This is a genomic window from Burkholderia sp. Ac-20392 (assembly GCF_017104585.1).
Taxonomy (GTDB): domain Bacteria; phylum Pseudomonadota; class Gammaproteobacteria; order Burkholderiales; family Burkholderiaceae; genus Burkholderia; species Burkholderia lata.
Genome location: NZ_JAAGPB010000184.1, coordinates 1 through 15,272 on the forward strand (window position 1 = coordinate 1; position 15,272 = coordinate 15,272).

The following is a 15,272-nucleotide window of genomic DNA, read 5'->3' on the forward strand; positions in this document are numbered from 1 at the left end:
TAGGCAATCTCCTGCGCGAGCCGGCGCAGCGCCGCGTCGCCGATCGAGCCTGCAACGCCGCCCTTCAGGCTCGCGACGATCCCCGCGACCAGCACGAAGCCCATCGCCGCGATGTTCAGCGCGAGCGAGATCATCCGCGCGCTCATGTCGATGCCCGACGCCATTCCGGCCCGCGAGCTCGGCACCGCGCCCGTCGTCGTGTTGGTCACCGGCGTGTTCGTGAGCCCGAGCCCGATGCCGGCGATCACGCAGCCGGGCAGCATCGTGATCCAGCTTGCATGGTCGGCCGCGCTGCCGATCCGCATCAGCGCGAAACCCGCCGCGATCGTGAACAGGCCGCCCGGGATCACGACACCCGGCCCGTAGCGCAGCGCGAGGCGTTCGCCGAACGGCGGCGCGACCAGCGTCGGCAACGTGTACGCGAGCAATGCGAGGCCGGCCGTCACGCTGTCGTAACCGAGCGCGACCTGGAACCAGATCGGCAGGTAGATCATGAACGGCCAGAAGCTGAAGTTCATCCCCATCGAGCCGAAGATCGCGCCGCTGAACGCACGAATCCGGAACACCGAGAAGTCGAACATCGGCCGCGCACTGGCGCGTTCCGCGATGACGAAGCCGGCCAGCGCCAGCACGGTCGCGCCGAGCACGCCGAGGCCGGCGGCGCTCGTGAGCCCAAGCTCCGCGCTTTGCGTGATGTAAAACGCCAGGCCGAGCACCGCGAGCGACAGCGTGACGATGCCTGCCACGTCGAGCCTGCCCGCATGCGGATCGCGCGACTCCTGCACCGCGCCGCCGATCAGCACGAGCGCGATGGCCGCGAGCGGCGCATGGACGAGGAATACCCACGGCCAGCTTGCCAGTGCGACGATCGCGCCGCCGACGATCGGCCCGAAACCGAGCCCGATACCGAACACGATCCCCCAGATCCCGAACGCGCGGCCACGCTCGCGGCCCTCACGGAACTGGTGCGACAGCACCGCAATCTGGCAGATCAGCATTGCGCCGCCGCTGGCGCCCTGCAACAGCCGGCCGGCGACGAGCACCGGCACGTTCGGCGCGAGCCCGCACAGCAGCGACGTCGCACCGAACAGCACGGTGCCGATCACGTACACGCGCTTGCGGCCGAACCGGTCGGCAAGCGTGCCGGCCGCCATCAGCACGGTCGTGCACGCGATCGTGTACGCATTCATGATCCACTGCATGCCGTTGAAATCGCCATGCAGCACGTGTTCGAGCGTCGGCAGGATCACCGGCACGCTCGAGATTTCGAGGCCGAACATCAGCGACGTGAGACAGACGGCCGCGAGTGCGACCGCATTCCTGCGGGAGTCGGATAGCGTCATGCGTATTGCGCCGCGGCCCGGCAACGAACCGCGCGCCTCCAGGTGAGAAGGATTCGCCGCGTGCGGCCGGCGACGCACGCTGGACGGGAATCGGTACTATAGTGAGAATTTCCATCCCCATTGACGCGCGCACTTCTCCAGACTGGGGAACTGCAGGACTCAATCACTCCACCCTCCCATGACCGACAGACTCGACGGTGTGACGACCTTCGTCCAGGTAGTGGAATCGGGCAGCTTCGCGCTCGCCGCGGAGCGGCTCGACATGACGCGTTCGGCCGTCGGCAAGGCGGTCGCGCGGCTCGAGAAGCGGCTCGGCGCGCGGCTGCTGCAGCGCACGACGCGCAGCCAGAGCCTGACCGACGACGGCCAGGCGTACTACGACCGCTGCGTGCGCGCGCTCGCGGAACTGGAAGCGGCGGAAGCCGACCTCGATTGCGGTCGCAACGAGCCGCGCGGCAAGCTGCGCCTGAGCGTGCCGCTCGCGTTCGGACACCACTGCGTGACGCCCATCGTGCTCGATCTCGCGCGCACCTACCCGCATTTGCGGATCGATGTATCGATCACCGACCGCTTCGTCGATCTCGTCGAGGAAGGCATCGATCTCGCGGTGCGGATCGGCACGCTCGCGGACAGCACGAGCCTCGCGGTGCGGCGGCTCGGCACGCAATACGGCAGCCTCGGCGCAGCGCCGTCGTATCTCGCCCGCTACGGGATGCCGAAGACGCTCGACGACCTGAAAGACCACCGGACGATCGCGTATTCGCGCTCGGGTGTGATTCAACCGTGGGACTTGCGCGCGCTGGACGGCTCGACGGTACGTGTCGACATGCCGCATCAGCTCAGTTTCGACGACGTGCAGGCGATCGCGGCGGCCGGTGCGTCGGGGTTCGGGATCGCGTGGCTGCCGAGCTGGCTGCTCGATCATTACGTGAAGCGCGGCGAGATGACGGTCGTGCTCGACCGCTGCTTCGTCTGCGAAGGCGACATCCACGCGATCTGGCCGAAAACGCGCTACCTGCCGCGCAAGACGCGCTGCGTGATCGACGCGCTCGCGCAGGCGATTCCGCCGATGATCGAGCGATGAGCGGGACGGGTAGGCATCGCGACGGCGATCGTGCCACGCCCGCCCTGCCCGCGCTATTTCGCGTCGCCGCCGTCGATCGCCAGCATGCGCCGGCGGCGCGCGCGGGCAAGTGCCGCCGGCGCGAAGTGCAGCACGACCAGCCGCGTCAGATGATGAGACAGGACGAACACGACGTTCAACCCGCCGCCATAGGCGACGATCGTGATCGTCTCGATGGCCCCGGGCGCATACGAGAGCCACAGCGGCAGCACCCCGTAGCCGGACAGCCGCGCCATCCCCCACGCGAACGCACCGGCCACCGTCAGCATTAGTGCGATGCACGCCAGGCCGGTCCGGCCGTATCGCAGCCCGTCCGCCAGCGTGATCTGCCGGAACTGCGCGCCGATCAACGCGCCCAGGATGACCGACGCCGCATCGACGCACCACGCCGGCACCTCGAAGTCATGCAGCCATCCCGCGCGCACGAACACGCCGGTCAGCACGATGGCCGTGATCATGAACGGCGCCGGAACACCGAGCCCGAGCAACGTCCGCCCGGCCAGCACACACAGCGCCACCAACGCGGCCAGCGCCAGCCACGTCTCGACCGGCAATGCAGCGACCGCCGCTTGCTGCGGCGCGCCCACCTGCGCCGGAATGAAGCAACTGACCAGGATCGTGATCGACAGGAGCCGCACGAGATGCACGACGATCACCTTGGCCGACGCGCGCTCGGATTCCAGCAGGTCGAATACCGCGGCGAGTGCGCCGGGATAGACGGCCAGCAGTGAATCGGCCCGGTTCCAGCCCGAGACGCGGGACAGCCAAAGACTGCCGACCACGATCTGCGTGGCCAGGCACACGAGCAGGACGCCCAGGCTCGGCACGATCGAGACGACCATCTGTGTGTCCCACGACCTGAACAGCAAGCCCGTTGCCGTGCCGAGCACGATCTGCACGAACTCGAGGCCGAAGCGCAGCCTCGGCGCGAAACCGAACCGGCTGGTCGCGATCGACGCGGCGAGAATCGCGCCGAGCAGCAGGCCATGCGGGACGCCCGCAACCCGCAGCACGAGCCCGACCGCGGTCAGGCCGGCAAGATACGCGAGTGTCTTCATCGGGAAGCGACCCGGCTGTCGACCAGGCTCCGGCAGATCGTTTCCGCCTGCATCTGCAGGACGTCGATGTTGCTGACGGCATAGAACACGCCGACGGTCGGGTTACCGATCGCGAAGATGTTCGACGGGCCACCCGCCCCGATCACGCGGCAATCGTCGTAGCGCACCTCGATGCCGCCATAGGGATGCCGGACGCACAATCCCGACGCCGACATGTTCGCGTAGATCGCGCTGTCCATCGCGTTGCCCGATCCGGTGGCATTGATGATGTGCGAGAACGCATGACGGAAGTTCCGGCCTAGCGCGACGAAGTCGTGCTGCCCCGCCCGCACCTCGCTCACCCCCGTGCGGCACGCCAGCCTCCCGGCCCGCAGGTAATGCTGGATCTTCATCCAGTTGTCCTTCGGAATCGGCACGCGGAGCTGACGCCAGGGCCCCCTGAGCTTTCTGACGAAGACCTGCCGCTCGCGCTCGGGCAATGCATGCCAGATCATCGGCACGACGAGATTGGTGGCGGCGAGGACCGAATAGATTTCCTTGCGGGATGCCGACACCCGGCTGTGATCGCGCATCAGGTCGCTCAGGTTCACGTCGATGCCTTGCGCATCGAACTCCTCGTTGAACAGCGTCTCGACGACCTTCAGCGTCGCGCCGCCGATGCGCAGGCGACGCTTGATCGTGTCCTCGTTCAACACCTTCAACTGACAAGGCGCGTACTCGTCGCTATAGTTCGGCAGCTTGCTGTGCCGGGTCAGCATCGTGACGTGATTGACCTCGTTGCCGGCCAGCAGCGTCAATGCCACGTCGATCGCCGACAACTGGTTGCCCAGCACCCCGATGCGGTCGGAGCAGATGCCTTCGAGACAGACCGTCGGATACGGATTGTTGACATAGCCCGACTGCCCCCGGAGCCCGTACAAGTCGGTCGGTTCCGTATTGCCGGTCGCGAGCACCAGTGCATCGTACCCCGGCACCGTCCCGATCGATGTGCGCAGCACGTAGCGCCCGTCCTCCACCGTCACGTCGAGCACGTTCGCCCGCTGATAGCGAATCGCCAGATGCTCGCGCATGGACGAGCGCAGCGACTCCTCGATGAATTTCCCGAACAAGGGCCTCGGCTGGTAGGAGTCGGCACCCGCCTCGGCCGTCCGCTGCAGCCATTTGCGAAAGTCGCCGCGCTCCCGCAGGTACATCAGGCTCGCAGGCCGGTTCACCAGATTGCCCAGCGTGTCGGCCTGATAGGCCAGGCCGGCCCCAATACTGCCGGCCGCGTCGTAGACGTCGATTTCCATCGCCGGTGCAAGCTGCTTCAGGCGCTCGATAACCACGGCACCGCTGTAGCCAAGACCGACAATCGCCACTTTTTTCATGTCACACCTTGCCATTCCAGAATCCTCGCCCCCAGCGCGAAGCAGGCGCACGCCAAGCCCGTCGCGCCCGCCCCGTGCCGCGCCCCGCACTCACTCCCAGACGAATGCGTCGCGCACCCAATCGTCCAATGCAACGAGGTGGCGGCTGACCGCCTGCTCGCTGTCGCCGTCGACGATGGCGGACACGATCTCGGCATTCGTCATCTTCATGCCCGAGTAGGTCACGCCCTTTTGCGCGGTGACCGCGCAATAGCGGATGAACGGGAGATCGATCCGGGCGGGAAAATCGCGCAAGGTTCCTGCCCGAGGCGGAATATTGAGTTGTCCGAGCAGATTCTTCGCGACGATGCGCTGGGTCAGACCCGACGACGCCCCGCTCCGCAACGCGTCGATCAGGGTCATGCGCGGGTCGATGCCGTAAGCCGCGGACAGTTCCTGATTGACGCTGCAGCCGCCGAGCCGGCAGGCGATCTCGCACACCACCAGTTCGTCGCCGTCGAGGAACACCTCGAGGTGAAACAGCATCGTGGGAATCGGCGGCAGCGCCCGCTCGACGATGTTCCGGGTCAATTCCACGCACGCGTCGTGCAACGGATTGTCCGCAGCCAGCATCTGGAATCCGAGGCTCTTGCCGCCCAGGAAATCGAGGCAGGTCACGGTCGATCGAACGGGAGAAATGATGATCGGCTTGCCGTTGATGTACAGACCGTTGACGTTCAACAGCGGTGCATCCAGGAATTTTTCGACCATCAGGTTATGGAAGGTCGTGCCGTCCTGCTCTGCCAGATAGGCCAGCAACGCCTGCCGATCGCGCAGCACGCTCACGCCGCCCGATCCGCGGCCATCGCGCGGCTTGACCACCACCGGATAACCATGACGCTCGATGAAGTCGTCGATCTCGCACGCGGAGCGTACGGCCGCCATCGGATTGATGCGGATGCCCCGCTCGGCCAGCCGCTGCTTCATCAGGAACTTGTCCCGGTAAAGCAGCGTGGCGGCTTCGTGACTGCCGCCGCTCGCGTGGATCCGGTCCTTGATCCGCGCGGCCCGCAGCAGGTCGACCTCCGCCAGCGCGATGACCGCGTCGGTGCGCAAAGTGCGAGCCTCGGCCAATGCATCAAGTTCGACCTGAGCCGAATCGTTGAACCGCTCGTACAGGCGAAACATGCCGGACAAACCTGGCAAGCGGGCATGCAACGCATCCCGCGCCGACAGGTCGCTGTAGATCAACGACTGATGGCCGAGCGCCTCCAGCCACGCCTGCTCCGAATGTTGCAGCAGGATTTTCGCGGGTGCGAACAAGATTGCCGGATTCAAACTCCCCCCTCATTTACGGTAGCGAGCAAACATCCACCCTCAAATCACAAGAAAATGTAATTTGAAGTAGTTGAAATGAAATTCAAGATTTGAAACAGAGTATCCGATTATTTCCGGACCAATCATCCATTAGCCACGCATTCAATAAAGACGCGACGGCACACGCCTCAACTCACGTTGAAACGCAAAATACGCAACGAATCCATCAGGGAGACCAGCCGACACATGAACGCCGGCCAATCGAGCGGCAACCACGACCCGGGCACCAATGGACGCCCCGATCGATAGCCGATGCCTGGATTTGTCTCGCGGAACGCCCGTGGCCGGGCGGCTCAGCGCCCCGGCCCGCTCGCCGTGGACGGGCGACCACGACGACACTGCCAGCGCGCGCCAGCGGAATGGATGGACGCAGGCAGCATTGCCCCCTGCCCGGAATAGCCCCTTTCTCTCATGTCTGCCTCGGATTTTTATCGAATGGCGATATTTTCATATGCACCTTCGATACGGAGACTTCAAATTATCGAGCTGCCAATCAAACTTTGTTTGATGATATTAATGGCTTTATTGATTCGTTGGCAAGTAGAAACCCTCGCCGATCACCCTGGAATTCGTAAATTATTATTGAGATTTCCATCTATTCGTGGCGGTTGTGATTCAACGCGACTGATGGTAACGCGCGTTGCCGCATGTCCGGTACGGGATACGTGCCGACCTCGAAAAAAAACGGCGCATGCCGAAGCATGCGCCGCCTTCCCGGTTGCCGGCCCCGTGCCGGCGGTTCAATCCGCGCCCAGCGCCGCCAGCGGATGCGCGAACAGCTTCCACGGCGACGTGAGGAAATGCCGCACGCGTTCGGCGCGCAGCTCGACGAGCGACGCGGGCGCCCAGCGCGGCTTGCGATCCTTGTCGACGAGATGCGCACGCACGCCTTCGCAGAAGTCGCCTTCCTCGATCGCGCGCGCGACGATGCCGAGCTCCATTCGGAACGATTCGGCCAGCGTCATCTGCCGGCCGCGCAGCAGCGCCTCGCGCGTCACGTACAGCATCGTCGGCGAATGGCCGGTGAGCGCATCGAGCGTCGCCTGCAGCCATTGACGGTGCTCGCGCGACAGTTCCTCGCGCGCAAGATCCTGCGTCAGCGTCGCGACGATCCGCTCGACGGTCGAGCGCTTGTCGAAGTGACGCACGATCCACGGCATCTGGCCGTCGAGCGCCGCGTGCGGCACGACGTTGCACGGCGGCTCGAACACCTTGCGCAGCAACGGCAGCGCATCGCCTTCCCACTTGACGCTTTCGATGCGCGTCTCGAACGTGTCGAGCCATGCAGACGGCACGCACAGATCCGCGAGCTTCGCGGTCAGCGCGTCGGCGCCCGACAGCATCGCGCCGGTCAGCCCGACGTACAGCTCGAGTTCGACCGGCATGCGCGACAGGAAATGCGTCGCGCCGACGTCGGGCACGAGGCCGATGCGCGTCTCCGGCATCGCGATCTTGCTGCGCTCGGTCGCGACGCGCAGCGCCGCGCCCTGTGCGAGGCCCATGCCGCCACCCATCGTCACGCCGTCCATCAGCGCGACCACCGGCTTCGGGAACGTATGGATCGCGTAGTCGAGACGATATTCGTCGACGAAGAACGGCAGCCAGGTTTCGCGCTGCGCGACCATCCGGTACAGCGCGCGCACGTCGCCGCCCGCGCAGAAGCCCTTCTCGCCGGCGCCGCGCAGCACGACCGCGACGATCTGGTCGTCGTCACGGCAGCGCTCGAGCAGCGCGGCCAGCTCGCCGATCATCGCGTACGACAGCGCATTGAGCGCGGCCGGCCGGTTCAGCGTGATCAGCGCCACGCGATTCACCACGCGAAACAGCACCTCGGGTGCGTGCTCCGCGAACGCGTCGTGATTCGTCACCGGCGTGCTCATCGTTGCGGCTCTCCGTCGGTATTCCACTGCGGCGCGCGCTTGCCGAGAAATGCGGCCACGCCTTCGCGCGGATCGTTCGTCTCGAACAGGTCGACGAAACGTTCGCGCTCGACCGCGAGCGCCGCGCTGCGCGGCACGCCGCGGCGCGCGAGGCCGATCAGCTCCTTGCTGTACGCAACTGCGTGCGGGCTCTGCCGCGCGACGTTGCGCGCGAGCGCCAGCGCCGCATCGCGCGACGCGCCCGACTCCACGACGTCCTCGACGAGGCCGATCCGCAGCGCCGTGGCCGCATCGACACGCGCACCGGTCAGGATGATCTTCTTCGCCCAGCCTTCGCCGACGAGCCAGGGCAGCGTCTGCGTGCCGAGGCCGCACGGCAGCAGGCCGACCGACGGCTCGGGCAGCGCCATCTGCGCATGCGTCTCCGCGATTCGCAGGTCGCACGCGAGCGCGCATTCGAGCCCGCCGCCCATCGCATAGCCGTTGATCGCCGCGATCGTCACGACGCGCGCGTCGTGCAGCGCCTCGAACGCCGCGCCGAAGCGCGACGCCATCGCGCGCGCGACCGCGCGGTCGCCTTCAGCGAATGTGTTGAGGTCGGCGCCCGCGCTGAAAAACTTCGGGCCGTCGCCGGTGATCACCAGCGCGCGCACGCGCGGGTTCGCATTCAGTTCGGCGACGGTTTCCTGCAATTGCTGCAGCCCGTCGGCGGTAAAGGCGTTCGCCGGCGGACGCTTGAGCGTCGCGCATGCGATCGCGCCGTCGTCGACGTAGTCCAGTTCGATCATCACGCGTCCTTCTTCGTTGCCGGTTGGTACAGGCGGATCACCGCCGAGAAATCGAGCTGGCCGTCGCCACGGCTGCTCATCGTCTGGTACAGCTGCTGCGCGAGCGCACCGAGATAGACGGGCTGGCGGGCCTGTTTCGCCGCGTCGTTCGCGAGGCCGAGATCCTTCAGCATCAGGTCGGTGCCGAAGCCGCCCGAGTAGCCGCGCGACGACGGCGCGGTGTCGATCACGCCCGGATACGGGTTGTACGTATCGGAACTCCAGCAGCGGCCCGTCGACGTGTTGACGATGCCGGCCAGCACCTTCGGGTCGATGCCGAGCGCGACGCCGAGCGACATCGCCTCCGACACGGCCGCCATCGAGATGCCGAGCACGAGGTTGTTGCAGACCTTCGCGACCTGCCCCATCCCCGTCGCGCCGCAGTGGACGATGTTCTTGCCCATGCCCGCGAGCACCGGCTTCACGCGCTCGAAATCCGCGTCGCTGCCGCCGACCATGAAGGTCAGCGTGCCGGCCGCCGCGCCGCCGGTACCGCCCGACACGGGCGCATCGACGAACGCGCCGCCGTGCTCGCGCACGAGCGCACCGAACGCCTGCGCGCTCGCCGGGTCGATCGTGCTCGAATCGATCACGGTCGCGCCCGCGCCAAGCCCGGCGAGCACGCCGTTCTCGCCGGACAGCACCGAGCGCACGTGCGGTGCGGCCGGCAGCATCGTGATGACGAACGTCGCGCCCGATGCCGCATCGCGCGGCGACGCGGCCACCTGTGCGCCGGCATCCTGCAGCGCGCGCAATGCATCGGCGCTCAGGTCGAACGCGTGCACTTCGTGGCCGGCTTTCAGCAGGTTCAGCGCCATCGGCGCGCCCATGTGGCCGAGGCCGATAAATCCGATTTTCATGTTCGTGTCCTCCGTCGCTCAGTGCAGCCGGATCGTCGTATTCACCGGGCCGGCCGTCGTATCGTCGTCGAACCAGCGTGCGGTGACCGTCTTGGTCTGCGTGTAGAACTGCACGACCTGCTTGCCGTACGGGCCGAGATCGCCGAGCTTCGAGCCGCGCGAGCCCGTGAAGCTGAAGAACGGCACGGGCACCGGGATCGGGATGTTGATGCCGACCTGGCCGATGTCGATCTCGCTCTGGAACTTGCGTGCAGCCGCGCCGCTCTGCGTGAACAGGCCCACGCCGTTGCCGAACGGGTTCGCGTTGACGAGCGCGATCGCTTCGTCGAGCGTGTCGGCTTCCATCACGACCAGCACGGGGCCGAAGATTTCATGCGTGTAGACCGACATGCCGGTCTTCACGCCCGAGAAGATCGTCGGGCCGACGAAATTGCCGTGCTCGTAGCCGGTCACCTTCACGTCGCGGCCATCGAGTTCGAGCTTCGCGCCTTCCTTCACGCCCGCGTCGATCAGCGACAGGATGCGCTCCTTCGCGGCCTTCGACACGACCGGCCCGACGTCCGTGCCGGCTTCCGCGCCCGCATTGACCTTCAGCGCCTTCGCCTTCGCAACGATGTCCGGCAGCCAGTCGCGCGCATTGCCGACGAGCACCGCGACCGACGTCGCCATGCAGCGCTGGCCGGCCGCGCCGAAGCCCGCACCGACGAGCGCGTTGATCGCCTGCTCGCGGTTCGCGTCGGGCAGCACGACTGCGTGATTCTTCGCGCCCATCATCGACTGCACGCGCTTGCCGTGCGCGCTGCCGAGGTTGTACACGTGCGTGCCGACCGCCGTCGAACCGACGAACGAGATCGCCTTCACGAGCGGATGCGTGCAGATCGCATCGACGACTTCCTTGCCGCCGTGCACGACGTTCAGGACGCCTTTCGGTACGCCGGCCTCGACCGCGAGCTCGACGAGCTCCATCGTCGACAGCGGGTCCTGTTCCGACGGCTTCAGCACGAACGTGTTGCCGCAGACGATCGCCATCGGGAACATCCACAGCGGAATCATCGCGGGGAAATTGAACGGCGTGATGCCCGCGCACACGCCGAGCGGCTGGCGCAGCGTGTAGGTATCCACCCCGCCCGCGACGTTCTCCGCGAATTCGCCGAGCTGCAGCGATCCGATCGAGCAGGCATGCTCGACCACTTCGAGGCCGCGGAAGATGTCGCCTTCGGCATCGGGAATCGTCTTGCCCTGCTCGGCTGTCAGCGTCTTCGCGATGCGCTGCTGGTTCGTGCGCACGAGATCCTGGAACTTCAGCATGATGCGCATGCGCGCGGCGATCGGCGTGTTCTTCCACGTCGCGTACGCGGTGTGCGCGGCCTGCACGGCCGCGTCGACTTCCGCGACCGTCGCGAACGGCACGCGCGCGAGCACCTGTTGCGTCGCCGGGTTGACGATGTCGCGCCACTCGTTCGTGGCGGACTCGACGAAGGCGCCGTCGATCAGCAGCTTGACCGTCGGCACGTCTTTCGAAATCGCGTTCATCGATCCTCTCTCCTTGCAGAGGGCCGCGAAGCGCGTTATCGCCGCGCGGCCGGTTCAATTCGGCTGCGGGCGGCGGCCGCGGAATGCGGCGCGCGCGGCCCGCGGTCACGTCACTTCAATTCAGCGGCGAAATCTTCTTCCCAGTATTCGCCGGGCATCCGTTCACTTGTGTCGTCGCCGCGCTCGATCTCGCGGCGGCGCAATTCGACGCGGCGGATCTTCCCCGAAATCGTCTTCGGCAGCTCCGCGAACTGCAGGCGGCGAATGCGCTTGTACGGCGCGAGCTTCTCGCGCGAGAAACGGAAGATTTCCAGCGCGAGTTCGGGGCTTTCCTCGTAGCCCTGCCGCAGCGTGATGAAGGTCTTCGGCACCGACAGCCGCACGGGGTCGGGGCTCGGTACGACGGCCGCCTCGGCGATCGCCGGATGCTCGATCAGCACGCTTTCGAGTTCGAACGGGCTCAGCCGGTAGTCGGACGACTTGAACACGTCGTCCGCGCGGCCGATGTACACGTAGTAACCGTCGTCGCGGCGCATCGCGATGTCCGACGTGCGGTAGTGGCCGTCGCGCATCGCGTAGGCCGTTGCGTCGGGGTTGTTCGCATAGCCGGTCATCAGCCCGACCGGGCGCGTGACGTCGGCGCCGATCGGCAGCGCGACTTCGCCTTCGGTCACGGGCGCGCCGTCCGGGTCGAGCAGTTCGATCCGGTAGCCGGGCAGCGGCCGGCCCATCGAACCCGCGACGACCGGCTGGCCCGGCGAGTTGCCGATCAGGCAGGTCGTTTCGGTCTGGCCGTAGCCGTCGCGAATCGCGATGCCCCACGCCTTCTTCACGCGCTCGATGATCTCGGGATTCAGCGGCTCGCCCGCGCCGACGATCTCGCGCAGCTTCACGTCGAACGACGCGAGCGGCTGCTGCACCAGCATGCGCCACACGGTCGGCGGCGCACACAGCGTCGTCACCTGGTATTTGACGAGCGCATCGAGCACCACCTTCGGCTCGAAGCGCGCGTAGTTGAACGCGAACACGCACGCCTGCGCATTCCACGGCGCGAAGAAGCAACTCCACGCGTGCTTCGCCCAGCCCGGCGAGCTGATGTTCCAGTGGATGTCACCCGGCTGCAGGCCGACCCAGTACATCGTCGACAGATGGCCGACCGGATAGGTGCGGTGCGTATGCTCGACGAGCTTCGGCTTCGACGTCGTGCCCGACGTGAAGTACAGCAGCATCGCTTCGTTCGACTGCGTGACAGCGTCGGGCTCGAATTCGGCGCTCGCCGCATAGCCGTCGTTCATCGCGAGCCAGCCCGCGCGCGGCGTGCCGGCGACGATCTTCTGCGCGAGGCCGAGATCCGGCTGTTCGAATTTGGCGGTTTCGTTTTCGTCGACGATCGCGTATTTCGCGCCGCCGATCTGCACGCGATCGCGCACGTCGTCGGGAGACAGTTGCGTGGTGGCGGGCAGCACGATCGCGCCGAGCTTCATCGCGGCAAGCATCGCGTCCCACAGCTCGACACGGTTCGGCAGCATCAGCAGGATCCGGTCGCCACGCGTGACGCCGATCGAACGCAGCCAGTTCGCGATCCGCGACGAACGCTCGGACATCTGCGCGAACGAATACGGATCGCCCGTGCCGGTCGCCGCGTCGACGATCCACAACGCGGGCTGGTCGTTGCCGCGCGCCATCGGGTCGAAGTAGTCGAGCGCCCAGTTGAACGCATCGAGCACCGGCCATTCGAACTCGCGGTAAGCGGTGTCGTAGTCGGTGCGGTGGCGCAGCAGAAAGTCGCGTGCGTTCAGGAATGCCTGTACCGTCATCGTGTCGTCTCCTGTCGGTGAGAGTTAGTGCTTTAGCACTTACTCTCACCCCATGCCTCGTGCGGTCGGTGAGAGTTAGTGCTTTAGCACTTACTCTCACCCCATGCCTTGCGCGGTCGGTGAGAGTGAGTGCTTTGGCACTTACGCTCACCCCATGCCCTGGCAAGTCTCCATGCGTCGAACCGGACATGTGCTGCAGCCCATGCCCGGTCGCCTCTGTTGCGGCGCACGGTCACGTCATTGTGTGCCGCGTTCGCCGCGCTGCCCTCGTGCCCTGCTTGATGTTTCGACCGGGGCAACCGCCGCGGCTCAAAGCTGCCGCGCGATCACCATCCGCTGCACTTCGCTGGTGCCTTCGTAAATCTGCGTGATGCGCGCGTCGCGATAGTGACGCTCGACTTCGTAATCGACCAGGTAGCCGTAGCCGCCGTGGATCTGGATCGCGTCCGAACACACGCGCTCGGCCATCTCCGATGCGAACAGCTTCGCCTGCGACGCTTCCGACAGGCACGGCAGCCCGGCCGTGCGCAGCTTCGCCGCGTGATGCACGAGCAGGCGCGCGGCATTGATCTGCACGGCCATGTCGGCAAGCTTCTGCTGGATCGCCTGGTGCTCGGCGATCGGCTTGCCGAACTGCACGCGCTCGCCCGCATAGCGGCGCGCCTTGTCGAACGCGGCGCGCGCGATGCCGAGCGCCTGCGCGGCGATGCCGATGCGGCCGCCTTCGAGATTCGACAGCGCGATCTTCAGCCCTTCGCCGCGATTGCCGAGCAGGTTCTCTTCCGGAATCGCGCAGTTCTCGAACGTGATCGGGCACGTATCCGACGCGCGGATGCCCATCTTCTTCTCGGGCTTGCCGACGATGAAGCCCGGCGTGTCGGTCGGCACCAGGAACGCGGAAATGCCGCGCTTGCCGGCTTCCGGGTCGGTCATGGCAAAAACGATCGCGACGCCCGCGCGCTGGCCGTTGGTCACGAACTGCTTCGCGCCGTTCAGCACCCATTTACCGTCGCGCAGTTCCGCACGCGTGCGCAGGTTGTTCGCCTCGGAGCCAGCATGCGGCTCGGTCAGGCAGAACGCGCCGATCACGCGGCCGGCCGCCATGTCGGCCAGCCAGCGATCCTTCTGCGCCGGCGTGCCGAAGCCGAGGATCGGCCCGCAGCCGACCGAGTTGTGCACGCTCATCATCGTCGCGCACGCGGCGTCGCCGGCGGCGACCTCTTCCATCGCCAGCGCATAGGCCACGTAGTCCGTATACGAGCCACCCAGCTCCTGCGGCACGATCATCCCGAGCAGGCCGAGTTCGCCGAGCTGCGCGACGATCGCGTCGGGCAGGTGCGCATCGTGGTCCCATTGCGCCGAGCTCGGCGCCAGCATCTCGGTGGCGAACGCACGCGCGGCATCGCGGATCATCCGCTGGTCTTCGGTGTAAAGCTCGTCCATGGTGCTGCTGTCTCCCGCGGCCGCCGGGCGCGACCGTCCTTGCGTTTCGATGCAACAAGTGTAGGCAAGCAGGCGCGACTGTTCGATGCTCGCGTCGCTCATTTACACTGAGCGTTTTTGCCACACCGGCGGCACGGATGAAGCAGGAAGACAAGGGAACCGTCGCGATCAGCCTCGTCGCTTACAGCGTTGCGCTCGCGACCCGGCGCGGCGTCGCCGCCGAGCCGCTGCTCGCGCAGGCCGGCATCGCGCCCGCGCTGCTCGGGCAGCCGCGCGCACGGGTATCCGCGCAGCAATACGGCGCGCTGTGGAACGCGATCGCGCGCACGCTCGACGACGAGTTTTTCGGGCAGGATCGCCATCCGATGCGCAGCGGCAGCTTTATCGCGATGAGCCAGGCGGCGCTGTCCGCGCGCGACGGCCTGCATGCGATGGCGCGCGCGGTGAATTTCATGCACTGCGTGCTCGACGACCTGCACGCGGAGCTCGACGCGAACCCGCAGCGCGTGCGGCTGCGCTTCGTGCACCGCAACAACGGCGCGACGCCGGCGATGTTCACGTACGCGACCTATTTCATCATCGTCTACGGGCTCACCTGCTGGCTGATCGGGCGGCGCATCCCGCTGCTGCATGCGAGCTTCCGCTGCGACACGCCACCGGCC

12 protein-coding genes are annotated in these 15,272 nt (G+C 66.4%); 2 read left to right on the top strand and 10 right to left on the bottom strand.

From position 1 onward, the window contains the following. Positions 1 to 1,343: MFS transporter (locus G3N99_RS20205; protein WP_206123293.1), on the bottom strand; the 1,343-nt coding region annotated here is incomplete at its 3' end. Between the two features lie 178 nt (positions 1,344 to 1,521). Here G3N99_RS20205 and G3N99_RS20210 point away from each other — a divergent pair. After that, positions 1,522 to 2,427 (top strand): LysR family transcriptional regulator, encoded by a 906-nt coding sequence (locus tag G3N99_RS20210; RefSeq protein WP_174985660.1) that lies wholly within the window; start codon positions 1,522 to 1,524, stop codon positions 2,425 to 2,427. Between the two features lie 53 nt (positions 2,428 to 2,480). Here G3N99_RS20210 and G3N99_RS20215 read toward each other — a convergent pair whose 3' ends face one another. The 9 genes from G3N99_RS20215 to G3N99_RS20255 form a co-directional block, all read right to left on the bottom strand. Next, positions 2,481 to 3,524: an AbrB family transcriptional regulator gene (locus tag G3N99_RS20215; RefSeq protein WP_206123294.1), complete on the bottom strand. Its 1,044-nt coding sequence runs from the start codon at positions 3,522 to 3,524 to the stop codon at positions 2,481 to 2,483. Next, positions 3,521 to 4,894 carry an FAD/NAD(P)-binding protein gene (locus G3N99_RS20220; protein WP_206123295.1) on the bottom strand — a complete coding sequence of 458 codons (1,374 nt, stop codon included), beginning with the start codon at positions 4,892 to 4,894 and terminating at the stop codon, positions 3,521 to 3,523. Before G3N99_RS20220 ends, G3N99_RS20215 begins: the two co-directional genes overlap by 4 nt. Positions 4,895 to 4,984: 90 nt before the next feature. After that, the gene (locus tag G3N99_RS20225) at positions 4,985 to 6,211 is read right to left on the bottom strand and encodes a hypothetical protein (protein ID WP_206123296.1); all 1,227 of its coding nucleotides are present in this window, start codon (positions 6,209 to 6,211) and stop codon (positions 4,985 to 4,987) included. Between the two features lie 779 nt (positions 6,212 to 6,990). Continuing rightward, a complete protein-coding gene (locus G3N99_RS20230; RefSeq protein ID WP_174985664.1) occupies positions 6,991 to 8,130 on the bottom strand; it encodes an enoyl-CoA hydratase/isomerase family protein in 1,140 nt (379 codons plus the stop codon). Next, on the bottom strand, positions 8,127 to 8,918 hold the full coding sequence (locus tag G3N99_RS20235; protein ID WP_174937281.1) for an enoyl-CoA hydratase: 792 nt from the start codon (positions 8,916 to 8,918) through the stop codon (positions 8,127 to 8,129). Before G3N99_RS20235 ends, G3N99_RS20230 begins: the two co-directional genes overlap by 4 nt. Further along, a complete protein-coding gene (gene mmsB, locus G3N99_RS20240) occupies positions 8,918 to 9,817 on the bottom strand; it encodes a 3-hydroxyisobutyrate dehydrogenase (protein WP_011354325.1) in 900 nt (299 codons plus the stop codon). Before mmsB ends, G3N99_RS20235 begins: the two co-directional genes overlap by 1 nt. Positions 9,818 to 9,835: 18 nt before the next feature. Further along, complete coding sequence (locus G3N99_RS20245) at positions 9,836 to 11,350, bottom strand: CoA-acylating methylmalonate-semialdehyde dehydrogenase (protein WP_174936782.1); 1,515 nt, start codon at positions 11,348 to 11,350, stop codon at positions 9,836 to 9,838. Positions 11,351 to 11,460: 110 nt separating this feature from the next. Beyond that, complete coding sequence (locus G3N99_RS20250) at positions 11,461 to 13,167, bottom strand: AMP-binding protein (protein WP_206123297.1); 1,707 nt, start codon at positions 13,165 to 13,167, stop codon at positions 11,461 to 11,463. A gap of 309 nt (positions 13,168 to 13,476) precedes the next feature. Then, entirely contained in the window at positions 13,477 to 14,610 is a 1,134-nt protein-coding gene (locus tag G3N99_RS20255) for an acyl-CoA dehydrogenase family protein (RefSeq protein ID WP_174936778.1), read from the bottom strand. 137 nt (positions 14,611 to 14,747) lie between these two features. Between G3N99_RS20255 and G3N99_RS20260 the strand changes: the two genes are divergently transcribed. After that, positions 14,748 to 15,272, top strand: a 525-nt coding sequence (locus G3N99_RS20260) for an AraC family transcriptional regulator ligand-binding domain-containing protein (protein WP_206123298.1), incomplete at its 3' end; no start/stop codon positions are given.